General features: G+C 69.4%; 13 protein-coding genes and 1 pseudogene. 8 read left to right on the forward strand and 6 right to left on the reverse strand.

The annotated features are described in order from the left end of the window. From QM624_RS08260 to QM624_RS08295, 8 genes and pseudogenes are all read left to right on the forward strand, one after another. Positions 1-582: pseudogene (locus QM624_RS08260) on the forward strand (hypothetical protein); the annotation flags it as partial. Positions 583-798: 216 nt separating this feature from the next. Then, positions 799-2,070 (forward strand): M16 family metallopeptidase, encoded by a 1,272-nt coding sequence (locus tag QM624_RS08265; RefSeq protein ID WP_415090669.1) that lies wholly within the window; start codon positions 799-801, stop codon positions 2,068-2,070. Continuing rightward, positions 2,067-3,392: a M16 family metallopeptidase gene (locus tag QM624_RS08270; RefSeq protein ID WP_415090671.1), complete on the forward strand. Its 1,326-nt coding sequence runs from the start codon at positions 2,067-2,069 to the stop codon at positions 3,390-3,392. The genes QM624_RS08265 and QM624_RS08270 overlap by 4 nt, the downstream gene beginning before the upstream one ends. 326 nt (positions 3,393-3,718) lie before the next feature. Beyond that, the gene (locus QM624_RS08275) at positions 3,719-4,552 is read left to right on the forward strand and encodes a glycosyltransferase family 2 protein (RefSeq protein ID WP_415090673.1); all 834 of its coding nucleotides are present in this window, start codon (positions 3,719-3,721) and stop codon (positions 4,550-4,552) included. Between the two features lie 190 nt (positions 4,553-4,742). Then, positions 4,743-5,300 (forward strand): hypothetical protein, encoded by a 558-nt coding sequence (locus QM624_RS08280; protein WP_415090675.1) that lies wholly within the window; start codon positions 4,743-4,745, stop codon positions 5,298-5,300. Positions 5,301-5,487: 187 nt separating this feature from the next. After that, complete coding sequence (locus QM624_RS08285) at positions 5,488-6,207, forward strand: hypothetical protein (RefSeq protein WP_415090677.1); 720 nt, start codon at positions 5,488-5,490, stop codon at positions 6,205-6,207. After that, on the forward strand, positions 6,207-7,748 hold the full coding sequence (locus QM624_RS08290; RefSeq protein ID WP_415090679.1) for a DNA polymerase Y family protein: 1,542 nt from the start codon (positions 6,207-6,209) through the stop codon (positions 7,746-7,748). The genes QM624_RS08285 and QM624_RS08290 overlap by 1 nt, the downstream gene beginning before the upstream one ends. A 105-nt stretch (positions 7,749-7,853) precedes the next feature. Further along, entirely contained in the window at positions 7,854-11,264 is a 3,411-nt protein-coding gene (locus tag QM624_RS08295) for an error-prone DNA polymerase (protein ID WP_415090682.1), read from the forward strand. Between the two features lie 81 nt (positions 11,265-11,345). Here QM624_RS08295 and QM624_RS08300 read toward each other — a convergent pair whose 3' ends face one another. The 6 genes from QM624_RS08300 to QM624_RS08325 form a co-directional block, all read right to left on the reverse strand. Next, positions 11,346-12,698, reverse strand: a complete 1,353-nt coding sequence (locus QM624_RS08300; RefSeq protein ID WP_415090685.1) for a cation:proton antiporter — start codon at positions 12,696-12,698, stop codon at positions 11,346-11,348. 31 nt (positions 12,699-12,729) lie between these two features. Next, complete coding sequence (locus tag QM624_RS08305) at positions 12,730-14,418, reverse strand: flavin-containing monooxygenase (protein ID WP_415090688.1); 1,689 nt, start codon at positions 14,416-14,418, stop codon at positions 12,730-12,732. Between the two features lie 249 nt (positions 14,419-14,667). Beyond that, positions 14,668-15,681, reverse strand: coding sequence for an SGNH/GDSL hydrolase family protein (locus tag QM624_RS08310; protein WP_415090690.1), 1,014 nt, complete (start codon positions 15,679-15,681; stop codon positions 14,668-14,670). Positions 15,682-15,737: 56 nt separating this feature from the next. Then, the gene (locus QM624_RS08315) at positions 15,738-16,934 is read right to left on the reverse strand and encodes a 4-hydroxybenzoate 3-monooxygenase (RefSeq protein WP_415090693.1); all 1,197 of its coding nucleotides are present in this window, start codon (positions 16,932-16,934) and stop codon (positions 15,738-15,740) included. Beyond that, positions 16,931-17,599, reverse strand: a complete 669-nt coding sequence (locus tag QM624_RS08320; RefSeq protein ID WP_415090696.1) for a hypothetical protein — start codon at positions 17,597-17,599, stop codon at positions 16,931-16,933. The genes QM624_RS08315 and QM624_RS08320 overlap by 4 nt, the downstream gene beginning before the upstream one ends. Continuing rightward, the gene (locus QM624_RS08325; protein ID WP_415090698.1) at positions 17,574-20,009 is read right to left on the reverse strand and encodes an alpha/beta fold hydrolase; all 2,436 of its coding nucleotides are present in this window, start codon (positions 20,007-20,009) and stop codon (positions 17,574-17,576) included. Before QM624_RS08325 ends, QM624_RS08320 begins: the two co-directional genes overlap by 26 nt. Positions 20,010-20,155: the final 146 nt, after the last annotated feature.

A 20,155-nucleotide genomic window follows, 5' to 3' on the forward strand; every position in this document is an offset into this window, starting at 1 on the left:
AGCGACAGCGCCGCCCCCCGCCCGGAACCCAGCAGTGACCAGCCGCGGCCGACCCAGTCCGGACCGATCAAGGCGCCACCCCTGCCCCCGCCGATCAAGGCACCGCCCCTCCCTCCGCCTATCGAGGCGCCGCCCCTGCCGCCGCCGACGCTGATCCCGACCCTGCTTCCCACCGTCGAACTACCGACCACGCCGCCCGCCGATCCCCCCACGGAGCCTTCGGGTACCCCCAGCCCCACACCGAGTGGCTGGCCGAGCCGGACGTCGCCGGTCCATCCCCCCTCGACGGCGACACCGGTGGGCAGCACCCGGTTCCCGGGAGGCTCGCTGCCCTCGGCGACGAGCGGGTCGATCAGGACGCCGGCCACCCACACGGATTCGCCCGAGTTGCCGCAGGGTACGCCGTCCGCTGCACCACTGCCCGGACCGCAGGGACCCGGTGGAGGCTCCGGTTCACTGCCCTCGCCCGAGTCGTTGGCCCTGGAGCGCGGCCTGTCCGCGATGCTGCCGATGATGGCGGGCTCCATCATCGTGATGGGCCTGACGCTGTTGCTGCGACCGCCTCGGCGCCCGATCGGCTGAGGAAGCGCTGATCAAAGCCGCTCCCTCGTCATCCCGGACTTGATCCGGGATCTCTCCCGCCTTGAGACCCGGGTCGGAGCCCGGGATGACGTGAATGGACCACCGTTGGTCGACCCTGCCGAAGCCCCTTGTCAGCGCGGCCTCGACTAGCTCGACCGACGTCGGCGCTCTCGTGCCTACCGGCCGTTGTTCGAGCAGTGTGGTTCGATGGCCCACATGTCCGCTGCTGTGCGCTTCGCTCTGCACTCCACCGTCCTGGACAACGGCCTGCGGGTGGTGGTCAACCATGACCCGACCGTGCCGGTCGTCGCGGTGAACCTGTGGTTCGACGTCGGCTCGCGCGACGAGCAGCCGGGACGCACCGGGCTGGCGCACCTCTTCGAACACCTGATGTTCGAGGGTTCGGCGAACGTGGCGTCCGGTGAACATCTGGCCATCGTGCAGAGCGTCGGCGGGTCGGCCAACGCCACCACCTGGTTCGACCGCACGAACTACTTCGAGACGGTGCCGACGCACGCCCTCGACCTGGCGCTGTGGCTGGAGGCCGACCGGCTGGCCAGTCTCGACCTCACCCAGGAGACCCTCGACAACCAGCGCGCGGTGGTGCTCGAGGAGAAGCGGCAACGCTACGACAACGTGCCCTACGGCGATGTGCTGATCCATCTGATCGGGCTGACCTTTCCCGAGGGGCATCCCTACAGCCACCCCACCATCGGGTCGATGGACGACCTCGCCGCCGCCGACCTGGACGACGTGCGCGCCTTCTTCGCAACCCACTACGCACCCGGCAACGCCGTCCTCACCATCGTCGGCGACGTCACCGTGGACGACGCGGTGGCCCGTGCCGCGCGCTACCTGGGCGGGGTGCCGTCGAGTCTTCGACAGGCGCGTCCGGTGGCCGAGCCGTTGCCGCCGCTGACCGGGATCCCGCGCACCGAGGTCTCCGCCGACGTACCGACCGACGCCAGCTACGCCACCTGGCGGCTGCCGGCCCGGGACACCCGCGAGTTCGCCGCGGTCGATCTGGCGCTGGCGGTTCTCGGTGACGGGCAGACCTCACGGTTGCATCGCCGGCTGGTCCGTACCGATGTGATCGCCGAAGGTGCCGGGGCCTCCACGCTGGGGCTGATCGGCGGGAACAGCATCGGCTTCGCGCAGGCCCGGGCGCTGGCCGGCGTCCGGGCGGAACAGTTGGAGGCGGCGATCATCGAAGAGGTGGAGCGCTTCCTGGCCGACGGCCCGTCCGCTGTCGAGGTGGACCGCGCCAAGGCGCAGTTCGAGCGGGAATGGCTCGATCAGCTGGGCAGATTCGACAGCCGCGCCGACCTGATCGGCTGCTACGCCACCTTGTACGGCGATCCCGAGGTGGTGAATCGTCGCTTGGACGAGGTACGCAGCCTCACCGTGGCGGAGGTCACTGACGCGGCGCGGCGCTATCTGCGGCCCGAGCAGCGCGCGGTGCTGAGCTACCGGAAGGAGTCCGCATGAAACGCCCGATCGTGCCGGCACCGCCGGTCTGGGATTTCCCCTCGCCCCGGACGGCGCAACTGGACAACGGCCTGCGGGTGCTGATCTTCCAGCGCCCGGGCCAGCACCTGATCAACGCCACGCTGGTACTCGAGTTGCCGTTGTCGGCCGAGCCTCGGGATCGAGAGGGCGTCTCGGCGATTCTGCAGCGCTGTCTGGACGAGGGCACCGCCAGCCATCCGGGCACCGATTTCGCCGACGAACTGGAGGGCTGCGGCGCGGTGCTCGTCGGCGGCACCGGCTACGCCGCCGCACACCTCAGCCTCGAAGTGCCGAGCACCCGGTTCGGCACCGCACTGCCGCTGTTCGCCGAAGCCGTCCGCGAGCCACAACTGGCCGACGCCGACGTGCGACGCCACGTCGAACTGCGACTGGCCGAGCTGGCGCAGGAAGAGGCCCATCCGAGCCACCGCGGGGCGATCGCCTTCCGCGCCAGCGTCATCGACTCCGAGTACCGGGCGGCCCGTTCCGCCTCCGGCGACGCGACCGGTGTCGGCGCGATCACCGCCGACGACGTCCGGGCCCAGCATCAGGCCCACTACGGCCCCGAGCGGGGCACGCTGGTGCTGGCCGGCGACTTCGGCGGCGACGATCCGCTGCCCGCTGTCGTGGCTGCGTTCGGCGACTGGCGGCAGCCCACGGTGCCGATCAGCCATGAGGTGCCGCGATCGGCGCCGGCCCGGGCGCTGCTGATCGATCGCCCGGGTGCGGTCCAGGCCGACGTCCGGCTCGGCCGATTCGGGATCGACCGGCGGCACCCGGACTACGCCGCACTGCGGCTGGGTGGTTTCGTGCTGGGTGGTGGCTTCCTGAGCCGGCTCAACCGGGTGCTGCGCGAGGAACGCGGCTACACCTACGGGGTCCAGCTGGCCAACAGTCCCGCCCGCTCGGGCGGCCTGCTGGCGATGCATGCGTCGTTCCGGACCGAAGTCGCCGCGGCCGCGATCGCCGAGGCGTCCGAGCTGTTGCGGGTGGACGGCGACCGGCGGATCACTGGCGCCGAACTCACCGATGCGGTCAACTTCCTGGTCGGGATCGCGCCGCTGCGGTGTGCGACGGCGTCCGGAATCGCCGATCAGGCCGCCGCCCTGGTGGAGGCAGGTCTCGACACGGACTTCGTCAACACCCATTCGGCGGCACTGCGCCAGGTCACACCGGAGGCGGCGACCGAGGCGATCGAGCGGCATCTGCCGCTCGATGACCTGAGCCTGGTGGTGGTCGGTGACGCGGAAGCACTCGCCGAACCATTGCGCTCGGCCGGGCTGCAACTCGACCTGAGCTGAGCTTGTCGCTGGCTGAGTTTGCCTGAGGAAGCGCTGATCATTCACGTCATCCTGGGCTCCGATCCGGGATCTCAGGCGGAAGATCCCGGATCAAAGTCCGGGATGACGATGGAGCGGCTTTGATCAACGCTTCGCTAAGCCCCTTCTCAGCGCCGCATCATCCGAGGCCTCGACAAGCTCGACCAGCGATGGCCAGTAGTGCCTGAGGGGCGTCCATATCAGAGAGCGGTTGGTTGCCAGTACGACTCAAGTCTGATGTAACTTAGGTAAGGCAAGCCTTAGTCAGCTGAATATCTACCTAGAAAACGCTTCGGGGGAAGTCGCTCATGTCCTTACGCACCGTTCCCACTCACCCTCGGGTCAGCATCATCGTGCCGACCTTCAATGAGGCACCCAACCTCGAACGGGTCCTGCCCACCCTGCCGGACGCGCACGAGGTGATCATCGTCGACGGGGGGTCGACCGATGGCACCGTGGAGACCGCCCAACGGGTGATGCCGTCGGTGCGCGTCATGCAACAGACCCGCACCGGCAAGGGGAACGCCCTGGCCTGCGGGTTCGCGGCCGCGACCGGCGACATCGTGGTGATGTTCGACGCCGACGGCTCGGCCGACGCCCGGGAGATCCCCCTGATGGTCGCCGCGCTGCTCAGCGGAGCTGATTTCGTCAAGGGCAGTCGCATGCTGCACGGCGGCGGCTCCGCCGACCTGACCGCCACCCGGGCACTGGGCAACCGTGCCCTGACCGGTCTGGTCAACACCCTGTTCCGTACCCGCTACACCGATCTCTGCTACGGCTACAACGCGTTCTGGCGCGACGTGCTGGACGTGTTCGACCTTCCCGACCCCGAGGCCGGCGGCACTCGCTGGGGCGACGGATTCGAGATCGAGACCCTGCTGAACTGCCGGGCCGCCGCCGCCCGGCTGACCATTCTGGAGATCCCCAGCTACGAGCACGACCGGATCCACGGCACCTCCAACCTGCGGGCGCTGCCCGACGGCATGCGGGTGCTGCGGACGATCGATGCCGAGTTCCGCCGGCTGCGGATCCTCCGTTCGGGCACCCGGCACCTCGGTGCCACCGCCCGCTTCTCCACCAGGCCGGTGCAGCGGCCGAGTGGCGTCCCCGCCTTCCGCAGTCCGCACCGGGTCGCCGGCTAGTCCACGACTCGCCGGCCGCTCCCTGGGCAACCCGTGGGAGTGGCCGGCAGTCAGGCAACGGACGCCGAACCACGGCGTCCGGGATCGTCGGCGTCCCCGGTGGGTTGCGAGACGAGGCACTCTTCTGGCCGTCTTCATGCTGCCCATTCAGGCATGCGTGGCCTTCATTCCCTCATCTCAGGAGACCCCCATGTCCACGACCGCCCTCAACCGTTCCGAATCCCACGCCCCGCCCTCGAATTCGACGTCCACACTCCTTCCGCTGCAGCAGGTCAGCCTCGGCATGCTGCGCCTGGGCTTCGGCTGGGCGCTGTTCTGGTCGGGGATCGACAAGGTGTTCGGCCTCGGCTTCGCCACCACACCGGAGCAGTCCGTTCTCGCCGGGGTCTCCCCGACGAAGGGCTTCCTGCTCCACGGGCTGCCGGACGACGCGCTCGCCGCGGCGCTGCTCAAGCCCCTCGCCGGAAATCCGGTGGCCGACGCGCTGTTCCTGTTGGCCACCGTCGGTGCCGGGCTGGCGCTGCTGCTCGGTGTCGGCACCCGGATCGCCGCGATCGGCGGCGGGGTGCTGATGCTCAACCTCTGGTTCGCCTCGTTGCCGCTGGAGTACAACCCGTTCCTCGACCAGCATCTGTTCTATGCGATCGCCGCACTGTCGGTGCTGGCCTTCGACTCGGGCCGCTATCTCGGGTTGGGGAACATCTGGCGTAACCTGCCGCTGGTTCGCGGCAACCGCTGGCTGATCTAGCACCCTCCACCTTCCCTGGAATCGATCCAGATCGGGCACCGTCAGTGGTGCCCGATCTGGATCGATTCGGTTGGGGAGGTGCCGATCGTTCCCCGACAACGGGTTTCGACGAGCTCAACCAACGGAACCCCGCATCGGTCCGCCTCGCCATCTTGACGTATTCGAACATTCGTTCGATCATCGTCCTATGCCGATCGGTGCCGCCTCTTCGCTGGACGCGGACGCCCGCCTGGAGAGCGTCCGTCGGGTGCAGAGCGACGTCCGTTGGGCCGGTGCCCGCAGCGATCGGGCACTACCGGTACCGCCGGCGCTGTCCGGGTTGTTGCCGGGCGGCGGGCTGCTGCCCGGTTCGGCGTACTCGGTGTCCCCCGGTCTGCTGCTGCTGACGCTGCTGGCGGAACCCTCCCGGGCGGGCACCTGGTGCGGGGTGATCGGGCTGCCCGAACTCGGCATCGAAGCCGCCGAACAGGCCGGGCTGAATCTCGACCGGGTGGCGCTGGTGCCGCGTCCGGGCGAGCGCTGGTTCGCGATCACCGCCGCACTGGCCGAGGTGCTGCCGGTGGTCGCGGTGCGTCCCGGCAACCGGGTGCGGGAAGCCGACGCCGGCCGGCTGGCCGCCCGACTGCGCAGCAGTGGGACGGCGCTGCTGGTGGCCGGCGCCTGGCCGCGGGTCGAGGCGACCCTGAGCATGTCGGCGCCGCACTGGTCGGGGGTCGGAGCGGGGCACGGCTGTCTGAGTTCGCGCGATGTCCTGGTCACCGTCACCTCGAAGCGATCACCGGCTCCCCGGCAGGCCCGGGTGACACTGCCGGACGCCTCCGGCGGGTTGTCGGCGGCGCCCACGCCGTCCGATTCGAGCGGGTCGAGCCGAGCCGAGGCTCGTGAGCCGTTGCGGGTGGTGGGCTGATGGCCGGCCCGGAGCCCCGGCGCTGCCTGGTGATCTGGTTCCCGGACTGGCCGGTGACCGCCTGGCAGCGGGCCGAGGGGGACGCATCGGCAGAGGATCCGGTGGCGATCATGGAGACCGGCAAGGTTCTGGCCTGCTCACCGTCGGCCCGAGCCGACGGAGTGGCCGAAGGGATGCGGCGCCGGGAGGCCCAGGCCCGGTGTCCCGGGCTGGTCGTGGCAGCGGCCGATCCCGGCCGTGACGACCGGCTCTTCAGCACCGTGCTGGACCGGCTGGAACTGGTCGCACCCGGCTTCCACAGCGTCCGCGCCGGGTTGTGCGCGATTCCCGCTCGCGGCGTCGCCCGCTACTACGGCGGCGAGTCGTTGGCGGCCGAGGTGCTGCTCGACGTGCTGAGCGAGATCGGGTTCGGTGAGCCGCGGGTGGGGGTGGCGGACGGGCTGTTCACCGCCGAGCAGGCGGCCCGGCTGGCCACTCCCCCGGACCGGGTCACGGTCGTCCCACCGGGTCGGGCGGCCACATTCCTGGCGCCACTACCGGTGACGGTGCTGGGCGACGAGGCTCTGACGGTGCTGCTGCGGCGGCTCGGCGTCCGCACCCTGGGCAGCTTCGCCGGTTTGGAGGCCGGTGCCGTCCGGGAGCGGCTGGGCGGCTACGGCGCCCGGTTGCACGCACTGGCCGGCGGACGGGACTCCCGGTCGTTGACTCCGCGGAAACCTCCGCCCGAACTGATCCGGGAGGCGAGTTTTGAACCACCCCTGGAGTTGGTCGACCAGGTGGCCTTCTCGGTGCGCGCCGCCGCGGACGAGTTCATCGCCGCGCTGAGCACACACCGGCTGGTGTGCACCGAGTTGCGGGTCAGTTGCACCGATTCCGGCGGCCGGGTCAGTGAGCGGGTATGGCTGCATCCGGCAGCCTTCGACGCCGCCGCAGTGGTCGACCGGGTGCGTTGGCAGTTGGCCGGCAGTGACGGGCTGCGCGGTGGGATCAGCACCGTTCGGTTGGAGCCGGTAGCGGTCGACGATGCCGCCCATCATGAGCCGGGCCTGTTCGGCGCCGGTGTGGACGAGCGGATGCACCACGCGCTCTCCCGGGTCCAGGCGATGCTGGGCCATGAGGGCGTGGTCGTCCCGGTGGTCTCCGGCGGCCGCTGGCTGGCCGAGCGGCAGCAGCTGGTGCCCTGGGGCGAACGGGTGGTGCCGGCCAGTTCCCGGGCCGAACCCTGGCCGGGGTCGCTACCGGCACCGGCCCCGGCGACGGTCTTCCCGCGGCGGCATCCGGTGACCGTCCTGGACGCCGCGGACGCCGCGGTCACGGTGAGTGAGCGGGGCGAGCCGTCGGCTGAGCCTGCGGTGCTGGTGGAGGGTGCGCGACGGCGTCCGATCGAGGCGTGGGCGGGGCCGTGGCCGATCAGCGAGCGGGGTTGGGACGCCGCCCGCAGCCGGGTGGCGCACCGCTTCCAGGTCGTCGACGCCGAGCAGACCGCCTGGCTGCTGGTGCTCGAGCAGGGCGCCTGGTGGGCCGAGGGGAGGTACGACTAGGCGCTCGTTGGTCGAACTTGTCGAGACCTGATGTGGGCGCTGGTAAGGGGTTTCGACAAGCTCAACCAGCGATGCAGCGACCAGTGACAAAGGAGGAGGCGCACGATGGGGTTCGACAATCCGGCGGTCACCTGGCGGCAGCTGGAGGGAACGCTGAGCGGCCGCAAAGTGGCTCGCGACGACGCCCCGTTCTCGTGGAAGCGGGGGCCCTACCAGCGTCCGCCCATCCAGCGACCCACCGACGCGGTGCCCTATGCCGAACTGCACGCCCACTCGTCATTCTCCTTCCTGGACGGCGCCTCCGGGCCGGCGGCGTTGATCGAACAGGCGGAGCGGCTCGGCCTGCACGCGATGGCGCTCACCGATCACGACGGCTTCTACGGGGTGGTCCGGTTCGCCGAGGCCGCCGAAGCCACCGAGGTGCGGACGGTGTTCGGGGCGGAACTCTCGCTGGACCTGCCGGCCCCGCAGAACGGACGGCCCGACCCGGCCGGAACGCACCTGCTGGTGCTGGCGCGGCGCGAGGAGGGCTACCACCGGCTCGCCGCGGCGATTACCGAGGCCCAGTTGGCCGGTGCCGAGAAAGGTCGCCCCCGCTATCGGTTGGAGCGGCTCGCTGAGCGGGCCGACGGGCATTGGGCGATCCTCACCGGCTGCCGCAAGGGCGCCGTCCGGCGGGCACTGGCTGAAGGCGGGGCCGAGGCGGCCGGCAAGGCCTTGGACGAGTTGGTAGCGCTGTTCGGCCGTGACGCGATGACCGTGGAACTGACCGATCACGGAATGCCGCTGGATTCGACGCACAACGACGTCCTGGCCGCGCTGGCCGCTGAGCGCGGGTTGCCCCTCGTCGCCACCGGCAACGTCCACTACGCCCGGCCGCAGGATCAGTTGCTGGCCCAGGCGATGGCCGCCGTCCGAGCCAATCGCAGCCTCGATCAACTCGACGGCTATCTGCCGGCCGCCGGTACCGCGTTCGTCCGGTCCGGTGCCGAGATGCGACGGCGGTTCCGGCGCTATCCCGGTGCGGTGGAATACAGCGTCACCTTGGCCGACGAGCTCGCTTTTCCGCTGCGCAGGGCCAAGCCCGCGCTGCCCCGCCAGCAGGTGCCGGCCGGGCATACGCCGATGAGCTATTTGCGGCACCTGGTGTGGCAGGCAGTACCGGAGAAATATCCGGACCTGAGCCCGTCCGATGCCGAACGGATCGAGCGTGAACTGGCGGTGATTGAGGCCAAGGACTTTCCGGGCTATTTCCTGATCGTCTGGGACATCGTCGACTATGCCCGGAGTATGGGCATTCTCTGCCAGGGCCGAGGCTCGGCGGCGAACAGTGCGGTGTGCTATCTGCTCGGCATCACCGCGGTGGACAGCATCGCCTACCAGTTGCCGTTCGAACGCTTTTTGTCGGCACTGCGCGACGAAGAGCCGGACATCGACGTGGATTTCGACTCCGATCGGCGTGAGAAGGTCATCCAGTACGTCTACGACAAGTACGGACGCGAGCGGGCGGCCCAGGTCTGCAACGTCATTCAATACCGGCCGAAGAACGCGGTGCGCGATATCGCCGGTGCGCTCGGTTTCGGCCCCGGACAGCAGGACGCCTTCTCGAAACAGATCGAACGCTGGGGTCCGCTCGCCGACGCCGACGACCACGACATTCCGCCGCAGGTGGTCGAGTTGGCCGATCAATTGCTGAAGACCCCGCGCCATCTCGGCATCCATTCCGGCGGCATGGTGCTCACCGACCGACCGGTCAGCGAGGTGGTGCCGATCGAGCCGGCCCGCATGGAGAAACGCACCGTGATCCAGTGGGACAAGGACGACACCGCCTGGATGGGGCTGGTGAAATTCGATCTGCTCGGGCTCGGAATACTCGCCGCACTGCAGCACACCTTCAACCTGATTCGTGACGCGACGGGGGAGGAATGGACGCTGGCCACCATTCCCAAGGAGGAGAAAGCCGTCTACGACATGCTCTGCCGGGCAGATTCGATCGGCGTCTTCCAGGTGGAATCACGGGCCCAGATGGGTTTGTTGCCGCGGCTGCAACCCCGACAGTTCTACGACCTGGTCGTCCAGATCGCGCTGATCCGGCCGGGACCGATCCAGGGCGGGGCGGTACATCCTTTCGTCCGCCGCAAACTCGGCCGGGAGCCGATCAGCTATGCCCATCCGAAGCTGGAGCCGGCACTGAAACGCACCCTGGGCGTCCCGGTGTTTCAGGAGCAGTTGATGCAGATGGCGGTGGCGATCGGCGACTGCAGCGGTGAGGACGCCGACCTGTTGCGCCGGGCGATGGGTTCGAAACGCGGTGAGGAGCGGATCGAATCGCTGCGAGTGAAGCTCTATGCCGGCATGGCGCGCAACGGGCTGACCGGAGACGCCGCGGACGCCATCTATCAACAGATTCAGGCGTTCGCGAATTTCGGTTTCGCCGAATCGCATTCGCTGTCGTTCGCGCTGCTGGTCTATGCCAGTTCATGGCTCAAGCTGCATTATCCGGCGGCGTTCCTGGCGGGGCTGTTGCGGGCCCAGCCGATGGGGTTCTACTCCTCCGCCACGCTGGCCGCGGACGCCGTCCGGCACGGGGTGAGCGCGCTGCGGCCCTGTCTGGCCAGGTCGGGGGTGGATCCGGTGCTGGAGCCCCTGCCCGCTGATCAAGACCCGCACCCCGCTGGTCGAGCTTGTCGAGACCCATCTCGGCCGGGTCCCACCGGGATGGCGTCCTGCCTGGAGCGGCACCAACCCCCGGTCGGCGACTTCGATCGGGAAGCCCCCGACGAATCGGCCGCCCATCGGCGGGACGGTCACTTCGCCGTCCGGCTCGGGCTGGCCGGCGTCCGCGGCATCGGTTCCGAGGTCGCCGAGAAGGTGGTGACGGCCCGTGAGCAGGGCGGAATGTTCACCTCGATGGAGGACCTGGTGCGCCGGACGTCGCTGACCACACAGCAGTTGGAGGCGCTGGCGGCGTCCGGGGCGTTGGAATGCCTCGGATTGACCCGGCGTGAGGCGCTGTGGCGGGCCGGCACCGCCGCGCTGGATCAGCCGGGTTTCCTGCCCGGGACGCTGCCCGAGGTGCAGCCGCCGCTGTTTCCCGAGCCGTCGGCGTTCGAGACCCTGGCCGACGACCTGTGGGCCACCAGCATCTCGACCGACGACCATCCGTTGGCCCATCTGCGGCCGGGGCTGGACGCCCGCGGGGTGCTGCCGTCGTCCGCGCTGCGCACCGCCGAGGTCGGACGCCGGGTCGAAGTGGCCGGGGTGGTCACCCACCGGCAGCGGCCGTCCACCGCGTCCGGGATCACCTTCATGAACCTCGAGGACGAGCACGGCCTGATCAATGTGGTCTGTTCCCAGGGCGTCTGGATGCGACACCGCCGGGTCGCCCGGGACTCGTCCGCCCTGATCGTCCGCGGCATGCTGGAACGCTCCCCCGAGGGCGTCACCAACCTGCTGGCCGACCACTTCGAACCGCTGGGACTCAAGATCCGGGTCACCTCCCGAGACTTCCGCTGACCACGCCGGTTCGCACATCCGGGGACGGTTCTCTTGGTCACCGGGGACGGTTCCCTTGGTCACCGGGGACGGTTCCCTTGGTCACCTCGATGATCGGTGAAACCCGTTGTCGGAGAGCTTTCCTTGGTGACCAAAAGAACCGTCCCCGGTGACCGGAAGAACCGTCCCCAGTGTGCGAGGCTCCTCAAGGTGCGAACTGGCGGCTGCCCGCGTGGCACGGGAACGCCGGCGTCCAATCAGCCAGAGCAGCGGTCCGGTCATGGCGGTGGTCATCAACGCGGTGAGCACCAGGAGTGTGTAGAGGGCCTGGTCCAGAATGCCGGCCTGAAGGCCGGCGGTGAGGACAACGAGTTCGGTCAGCCCGCGGGTGTTCATCAGACTGGCCAGGATCGACGCCTCATGACCGTCGATTCCGGTGAGTCGCGCGCCGGCGAAGGTTCCGATCAGCTTGCCGCCGATGGCCACCAGGAGGATCAGGATCAGCTCGACGAGGTTGGACGTATCCAGGCCGCGGACGTCGACCGAGAGCCCCGCGACCACGAAATAGGTGGGGAGCAGCAGCGTGGTGGCCAACGGCGTTATCCGAGCAAGCAGACTCTCTCGGAGGTCGATCTCCCGGCCGTCGCTCCCCGTCCCACGGTCGCGGGGCAGGCAGAGCCCCGCGGCGAAGGTGCCGAAGATGAAATGCAGCCCCATCCACTCCGTGGCCGCACCGGAAAGCAGCGCGAACCCCAGCACCAACGCCAGCCCCAGCGTGCCCACCCCGGTCATACCCAGCAGCCGTCGCATCAGCGGGCGAACCACCAAGCCCATCACCAGCGCGTAGAGCGGCAGCAGGACCAGTTGCCAGGCCGTGTCCGCAGAGGCGGTGCTGACCGCGAGCGCAACGGCCAACAGCACCCACGCCACCACGTCGTCGACTGCCGCGGCGGCCAGTGCGATCACCCCGACCCGGCTCCGCGCCAGGCCGGTGTCCGCGACGATCCGGGCCAGCACCGGAAAGGCGGTCACTGCCACGGCCGCCACGATGAACAGCACGAACCCGGCAGTGTGCCCGGCCTGGTGCCGGCCGGCCAGCCAAAGACCCAGCGGCACAGCCGCGACGGCGGGCACCAGCATCGACCCCGCCGCCACGCCGGCCACCGCACCGCGTCGGCCACCGACGGCCTGACGTTCCAGTTCGTAGCCCAGGCCCAGCATGAACAGCCCGACCCCGACATCGGCCAGCGCACTGAGCGTTCCGCGCAAACCGACCGGGAACAGATAGTTGCCCAAGACCGGACCCAACACCGTCGGCCCCAGCAGGATCCCGCCGATGAGTTCGCCGACGACCGCCGGCTGGCCGATGTAGCGGGCCAGCCGTCCCAGCACGTGCGCGACCACCAGGATCGCGGCAAGGCCCAGGAAGAGCAGCTGAATCTGATGGCTCGTCATCACAACCTCCCGCGGAGAGCAGCGCGCCGCGTCACTCGATGTCGCGGGGATGAACTGAGGCCGGCATCAGCTGCAGCAGTGAATGTCGCAAAGCCATCCGGCCACGATCTTCGATCGGTTCGGAGTAGAGGTCGTCCAGGGCCGCCTTACCCAAGTTGTGCGGGCCGACGATCCGGTAGCACGAAGGGTTGAAGCTGCCGAACCAGAGCTGTGAGAACAGCCGCGGGTTGAGGATCTGCCGCCATTCCGGCACCAGGCAGCCGATCTCGCGGGCCAGCGCGTCCAGATAGAGGATCTGGGACGGCACCGACTCGGTCCGTCGCGGGCTCAGCGATGTCCAGTAGTCCTCCCACTCCTTCTCCCGCGCGATCCGGTCCTCGACGTCGTCGGGCAGCGTGCGCTTCCCGCTGCAGAGCAGGGCGAAGTAGCGGGCCTGCATCTCGGCGCAGATCGGAATGCCGCCGGAGAACGGCCGGACCATGCCGATGAAGGCTGCGGTGCCCTGATGTTCGGCGGCCACGACATGCTTGTACAGGTTGCGGACGTCGCCGTCGCGCACCTTCAGGTCACCGATCGCCAGCTCTTCGGTGGTGAATCCGGTGCACAGCAGGACGATGTCGAACTCCTCCGAACTGCCGTCGGAGAAGTAGATCCGGTTGCCCTCAGCGGAGGCCAGGCCGGAATCGTTCAGCGTGATCCGGCCCTCGACGATGTTCGGAATGAAGGTCACGTTCTTGCAGAAGATGGCCTTCTGGCTCCAGCTGCCGTCGGGATGCGACCGCCGGTTCCATTTCGTGATCATCGCCCGGTTGGCCGGATTGTCCAGCGTCGCCAGATCCAGCTTGGCCGGGTCGGCGGGCTCCCCGAACGGGTTCGGGCCGGTCAGCGGATCGGGAACCCCGTGCTTGGGGTTCAGCCGCCCGATGACGGTGAGCAGCACCCCGTAGACGACCGTCGCGGCGAGGAAGACCGCCTTCGTCAGCGAGTTCCGCGCCCAGAACGAATCGATCGCCAACGGAACCCTGGTGGCCCGCCGGTACATCTCGTGATGATGGGCGCGTACCGTGCCGTGATCGGTGGATTTGGTCCCGGCAGTGACCCTCGCCAGCAGGAACGAGTACGACCGGATGGCCAGCGTGCAGGCGCGCGAGACGTCCGAGACCTCGCGGACGATGTCGGCGCCCGATTCGGCCAGGCCGACGACCAGTACCCGCTTGTCCCGGAACGGCTCGTTGTTGCGGTACTGCGAGGAATGCACGACCTCACCGATGAACCCCTTGAGTTCGGGAAGCACCCGTGCCGGGGTCTTGAACGGGCCCGAACACACCGCCACCGCGTCGAACTCGGCGGTGGTCTCGGCGTCGTCGCGACGCACGGTGACCAGCCAGCCCTCCGGCGTCCGGGTCAGATCGGTGACTTCACTGTCGAAGACCACCTTGTCCCGCAAGCCGAAATGCGCGGCGTAGTCGTTGAGATAGCCCAGGTACTGCGGGCGGGTGTAGAACACCCGACCGCCCTTGAACGGGTAGTCGGAGTACGCCATCAGCTTCATCGAGATGGTCAGCCGCAGGTTGTCGAAGGCTTTCATCTTGTCGCCGTCGTCTCCCTCGCGAAGCCAGATGCCCCCCACGTCGGGATTCTTGTCATAGCAGACCACGTCATGCCCCTCATCGAGGAGTTGCTTGATGGTGGTCAGCCCGCACGGACCAGCCCCGATCACACAGACCTTCACATGTACCCCGCTTCATGCCGTCCGTCGCTTGAAGGCGGACCGTTTCCAAACGAGGGTTAGGTTAGGCTAACCAAAATCAGATAAATGATTCCGGTCGGATGATGGACGTCGCGGACGGGCCTACTGAGGCAGCTCAGCGGATCCCGGGGTTCGCGGCGCTGAGGGGGTCTCGACAAGCTCGACCAACGGTTCAGCGCGACCTCCGAGGTCTCGACAAGCTCGGACCAACGATTCTGGCTACTGCAGCAGCGCCTGCCGGATGGCAGGCCCCGCCTCCCCCGCCTCCAGCGCGTGGCCGGCGTCGGTGAGGTGGGCGTGGTCGGCGGCGTAGAAGAACGGTCCGCCCGAGTAGCCGGGCATGTTGTCGACCAGATCGATCATCGGCGCCTTCAACTCGGCGGCGTAGTCGATGACCTTCTGCTGGTAGGCCATCCACTGCTCGCGGGGCGTATTGTCCGAGACCGGCTGGGTGCCCAGCACCCACCGCGCGTTCGGCGCGACCTCACCCACCAGTTTGTGCAGCCGGCCGAGATTGTCGCCGAAATCATTGGCGCTGACGCCCTGCCACAGGTCGTTGCCGGCCAGCGACAGCACCACCACGTCCGGATCGATCTCGCGCAGCAGCGGTAACAGCGCCGGATGCCCAGCCCAGCCGAGCCAGTCCTTGGTGCTGCTGCCCGCCCAGGCCAGGTTGTAGACATCGATGCTTCCGGTGCCGCTGCGGCCGAGCACACCCAGCACGGTGCCTTCGCCGCTGACAGTCAGTTCGGGACCGAGCTTGTCCACCACGAAACTCTCCGTGCCCTCCTCGGTGCTGGTGAAGGTGACGTCCACGCCGCCCGAGGAGGCGGTGAACCGTTGCCCGGCCCGCTCGGCGCCGACGTGAACCACCGCGGAGTCGTAGCGGGAGGTGTCCCAGGTGACCGGACCGCGGGCGATCGAGCCCGGCACCCCGCTCTCGTTCAGTGCCGGCCAGGACCCCTCACCGGGGCGTCCGGCGGTGAAGCCGAACATCGGCCCGGAAACGGACGCCGGCAGCCAGGTGCCACCCGAGCCAGCCGCCTCACCGCGTTCGATCCGCAGCTGGTCACCGACCAGGTGCGGCCAGGTGCGGCGCAGGTCGGTCACCTCACCCATGCCCTCGGTCAGTGAATCCGCCAGCACCACGATGCGCAGCGGCTTCTCGCCCGGCCGGAGGAAGAACACCGCAGTCGCGGCGACCACCGCCACCACCGCCAGGATGGTGGTCACCCGCAGCCAACCACTGAATCGCCGCGCCCCGGTTGTGGGCCGCCCGCCCTCCGCCGTCACTGCCATGGCGCGAGCGGGAGGCCGGTGTAGCTGTCAGCGAACCACTGGGCGAGCGGGCCGCCGTCGGCGAGAGTGCGGAGTTGTTCGGTGCGGAGTTGCTCACCGAACTCGTCGGATTCCAGGCGGTGCAGCAGATCGGTCATCCACCAGGAGAAGTGGGTCACCTGCCAGACCCTGTGCAGGCAACTCTCTTGATAGCCGTCGAGCGCCGCCTCGTCGCCGCGCAGCAAAGCGCGGCCCAGCCGGCGGGAGAGTTGGGTCATGTCGGCGACGGCCAGGTTGAGGCCCTTGGCGCCGGTGGGTGGGACGACGTGAGCGGCGTCCCCGCCGAGCAGCAGCCGGCCGTACCGCATCCGGCGGTGCACCACACTGCGCAACGGGGTGATCGACGACTCCAGGAACCGGCCCTCGTTGACCGGGCTGCCGGGCAGGTCGAGCCGCCGGTGCAGGTGCTCCCAGATCCGATCCGGACTCCAGTCGGCCAGGGTGTCGCCGGCCGGCACCTGCAGGTAGAGCCGGCTCACCTCCGGGGTCCGCATCGACGCCAGCGCGAAGCCCTCCGGATGCCGCGCATAGATCAGCTCATGGCTGGGCGGCGCCGCCTCCACCAAAACCCCTAGCCAGGCTGCAGGGTAACTACGCTGCAGGGTCTGCCGCTCGCCGGCGTCCAACAGTTGTGCGGTGATGCCGTGCGCACCGTCCACTCCGGCGACGTACCGTGCGCTGATCGTGTTCTCCCCCGCCTCGTCGCGGTAGCGCACCGCCACCCGGTCGTCGGACAGCCCGTCGATGCCGATCACCTCGGCACCGAACCGCAGCGGCAGGCCGTCCGCCTCGCGCAGCCCGATCAGGTCCCGGACGAGTTCCCGCTGGCCGTAGACGGTGACCGTCTTGCCGGTCAGCGCGGCGAAGTCGATCCGGTCGCGCACCATCCGGTCACCGGCACGATGCTGCAGCTGGACGCCGTCGTGCACCAGCCGGTCGGCCAGCATCCGCTCCCCCACGCCCAGCTCGGCCAAGAGCTCGGCGACCGGTTGTTCGATGATCCCGGCCCGGACGCGGCCCAGCACGTAGTCGCGGGAACGACGCTCCAGCACCACCGTCTCGATGCCCTGCAGTTGCAGCATGCGCGCCAGCAGCAGGCCGGCCGGGCCCGCGCCGACGATCGCGACATCGGTCTGGATCGGGCTCATCGGTTCCTTCCCATCGGATCAGAGGGTGCATCGAACAGCGCCGGCGAGAACCATTCGACGAAGTAGCCCAGCGGACGGCCGTCCAGCGGCAGGGTCATCACGTACTCCCGCCCCGGGACCAGCTCGGTCTCCGAGCGGACGCCGGCCAGCTGGTTCGCCCACCGACCCGCCGGACGCCGTCCCCAGCCGGTCAGCTTCCGTGACGTCACCACCCCGGCTTCGTGCAGGGTGCGGCCGATCGGCGCCTCGGAGGTGGACAGCGTCCGCATCACGGTCTCCGGCAGCCGGTCGAGCACGCAGCTCACGCTCGAGGTGGCCCACACCTGGGACGCGCCGCGCAGCAGCACTTCGCGCACCAGCAGCAACTCCTCCGGCAGCAGTTCCAGCAGATCGTGCGCTCGCCGCAGCTCGGCCGCCACCGCCAGGGACGCCGTTCCGGTGTACGGGTTGGCGCGACCCGCGGCACCCGACAGGTCATCGGTGGCCGCCACCACCCAGTGCTGCAGCGGGCGCGCGGTGACCTGTTCGCCGGTCAGCACCTCGAGCGAGGTGGTGGTCAAGCCGTCGCCGCGCAGCACCAGCTGCTCCAGGCGGCCCAGGCCGACCAGCCGGTCGGTCGCCCCTTTCGCGCGTCGCCGGTCAGCCAACGCGGGCGTCCAGGGCATCGCCGACCAGTTCGGCGATCCGCTCCACGTAAGGCGGCTTCAAGATCGCCACGTGACCGCATTCCACCTCGTGAATCCGGTATTCACCGGTCAGCACATGACGCCACCAGGCACGGTCGTCCAGGTTCTCCGGGGTGAGGAACACCTCGGTCGGGCCGTCCCAGGGATGCACCCGGTACCACTCGGTGAGCCGCAGGCCGTGCTGGAAGAAGACCTGGTCGCGCACGGCCGGCTTATACGGATACAGGCCGGCACCGAGCAGCTGCAGCCGGGTCAGCCAGAGCTCACGGCGGCTCTGCTTGCGGCCGCCGGGAATGCGCAGTTCGGGTGCAGATTCGCCGCTGAGCCGGGCGAGCCGTCCGGGCAGCAGTGTGTCGAGCAGCACGGTGAACGCCACCTCATAGCCGCGCTCGCGCAGCAGCCGTCCGGTTTCGAGCGCGAAGAGTCCGCCGAGCGAATGCCCGATCAACACCACCCGGCCCGGTGCCTGACGTTGCTCGATCAGCCCGGCGTAGCGCTTCGCGGCCCGCCGCACCGACCAGTCCGGAACAGCGCGCCGCTCCAGCCCGCGCACCTGGAAGGCGTGCACCGAATGGCTGGGGTCGAGCTTGCGGGCGAGATCGGTGAACAGATAGGCCGGTCCACCGGCGCCCGAGAAGCAGTAGACGGGCACACCGTCGCCCTCGCGCAGGGTGACCATCACGCCACGCGAACGGTCGGCGGCCTGCTTACCGGACTGTTCCCGGACCCGGACGGCGAAGGCAGCGAGCGTCGGCGCGGCGGCCAGGTCGGAGCCGCGCAGGTCGATGCCGTCCTCTGCGAGCGCGGCCAGCATCTCCTCCACCGCCAGCGAATCGCCGCCGAGTTCCGCGAAGCTCTCGTCGCGTCCGACCGTCTCCAGGTGCAGCACGTCGCACCAGACAGCCGACACCAGCGCCTCCCACTGGTCGGTCGGCACGGTCAGATTGGACCGGACGGCGGGCGCCGGCAACGCGGCTCGGTCGACCTTGCCGCGCTCGGTGCGCGGCAGGGCATCCAGCAGCACGATCGACTGCGGCACCATCCAGTCGGGCAGCAGCTGGGCGAGTTCGGCTCGCAGCTGGGCCAGTGACGGCGTCCGCCGCGCCGGGTCGGGCACCACGTAGCCGATCAGCCGTCCGGCTTCGGCATCTGCGATCACCACGGCGTCCCGCACCACGTCGATGCCACGCAGCGCCGCCTCGACCTCGGCCGGCTCGACCAGGTAGCCACGGATCTTCACCGCGTCGTCCTTGCGGCCGGCCAGGGTGAGCACTCCGTCGGCCACGCTGCCCCGGTCGCCGGTGCGGAACGTCCGCTCGTCGCCACGCTCACCGAACACCGCGGCGGTGCGTTCGGGCTCTCCCCAGTAGCCGGACGCCAGGAAGGCCGAACTCGCCTCCAGCACACCCACTTCGCCGGCCGGCAGCGGATGGCCGTCGTCGCCGACCGGCGTGATCGTCTTGCGCTGGGTGACCCGTCCGGCCGGGATCTGTCCGGACGGCAGCGGCTCACCGGCCCGGACGTGGAAGAAGCTCAGGTGTCCGGTCTCGGACGAACCGACGTAGTTGGCGTAGTCGGCATGCGGCAGGTAGGGCCGGGCTGCGGCCACGTCGCGGCCGTGGATCGGTTCGCCGCAGGTGGTCAGCAGCCGGATCGCCGGGAAGCTGTTCAGGCTCAGGCTGCCGTTGAGGTGACGCAGCATGGACGGCGTGCAGTGCAGCGTGGTGATGCCGCGGTCACCGAGCCACTCGGCGATCTCACCGACGCTTCGCTGCCGGGGATCGAAGCTCTCCGCCAGGCAGCCGTTCAGCACCGCCATGAACAGCACCTCTTGACCGGCCGCGTAGGCGGGCGGCAGCAGCATGGCGCAGACGTCACCCGTCCGCAGCCCGAACTCCTCCCGGCTGGTGGCGGCGCCGTTGACCACCGCGGCATGGCTGAGCACCACGCCCTTCGGTGCGCCGGTCGAACCGGAGGTGTACACGATCGTGGCAGGCACACTGCCGCCGGGTCGGCGGACCTCGCCCGCCCAGGGCAGCCCGCTGTCCCAGACCTGGCTCACCGGCAGGACGCCCGCGGCGCCGACCTCGACCGCCAACGGCTGGAACTCGTCGTCGACGATGGTGGACGTGGCACCGGAGGTCTGAAGGATGTGCCGCAGCCGGGCGGTGGGCAGCTGCGGATCGAGCAGCACCAGCGGCCGTCCGGCGTAGACCACGGCGACGGCCAGGGCCAGGGCCCGGGCCGAGCCGCCGAGCACGGCCATCGGGGCGTCCTGGACCCCGACGGCGGCGAACTCCTGACACAGCGCGCCCAACTCGGCGTAGCAGACCGTCATGCCTGCGACGTCCCGGATGGCGGGCGACGCCCCGTCAACCTGAGCGATCACTGAGTCCAGCTGATCGCACAGCGGCGCCCTGGACCATGGATCAGGCCTAGTCACAGTCACTTTGGACAGTGCCTCCTGGGCCAGCTTCAACACTCTTGTCACCACACTCTGAGAACGATCCGATGATGGTTAGGTAATGCTAACCT

The organism is Micropruina sp., from assembly GCF_047606365.1.
GTDB lineage: Bacteria > Actinomycetota > Actinomycetes > Propionibacteriales > Propionibacteriaceae > Micropruina.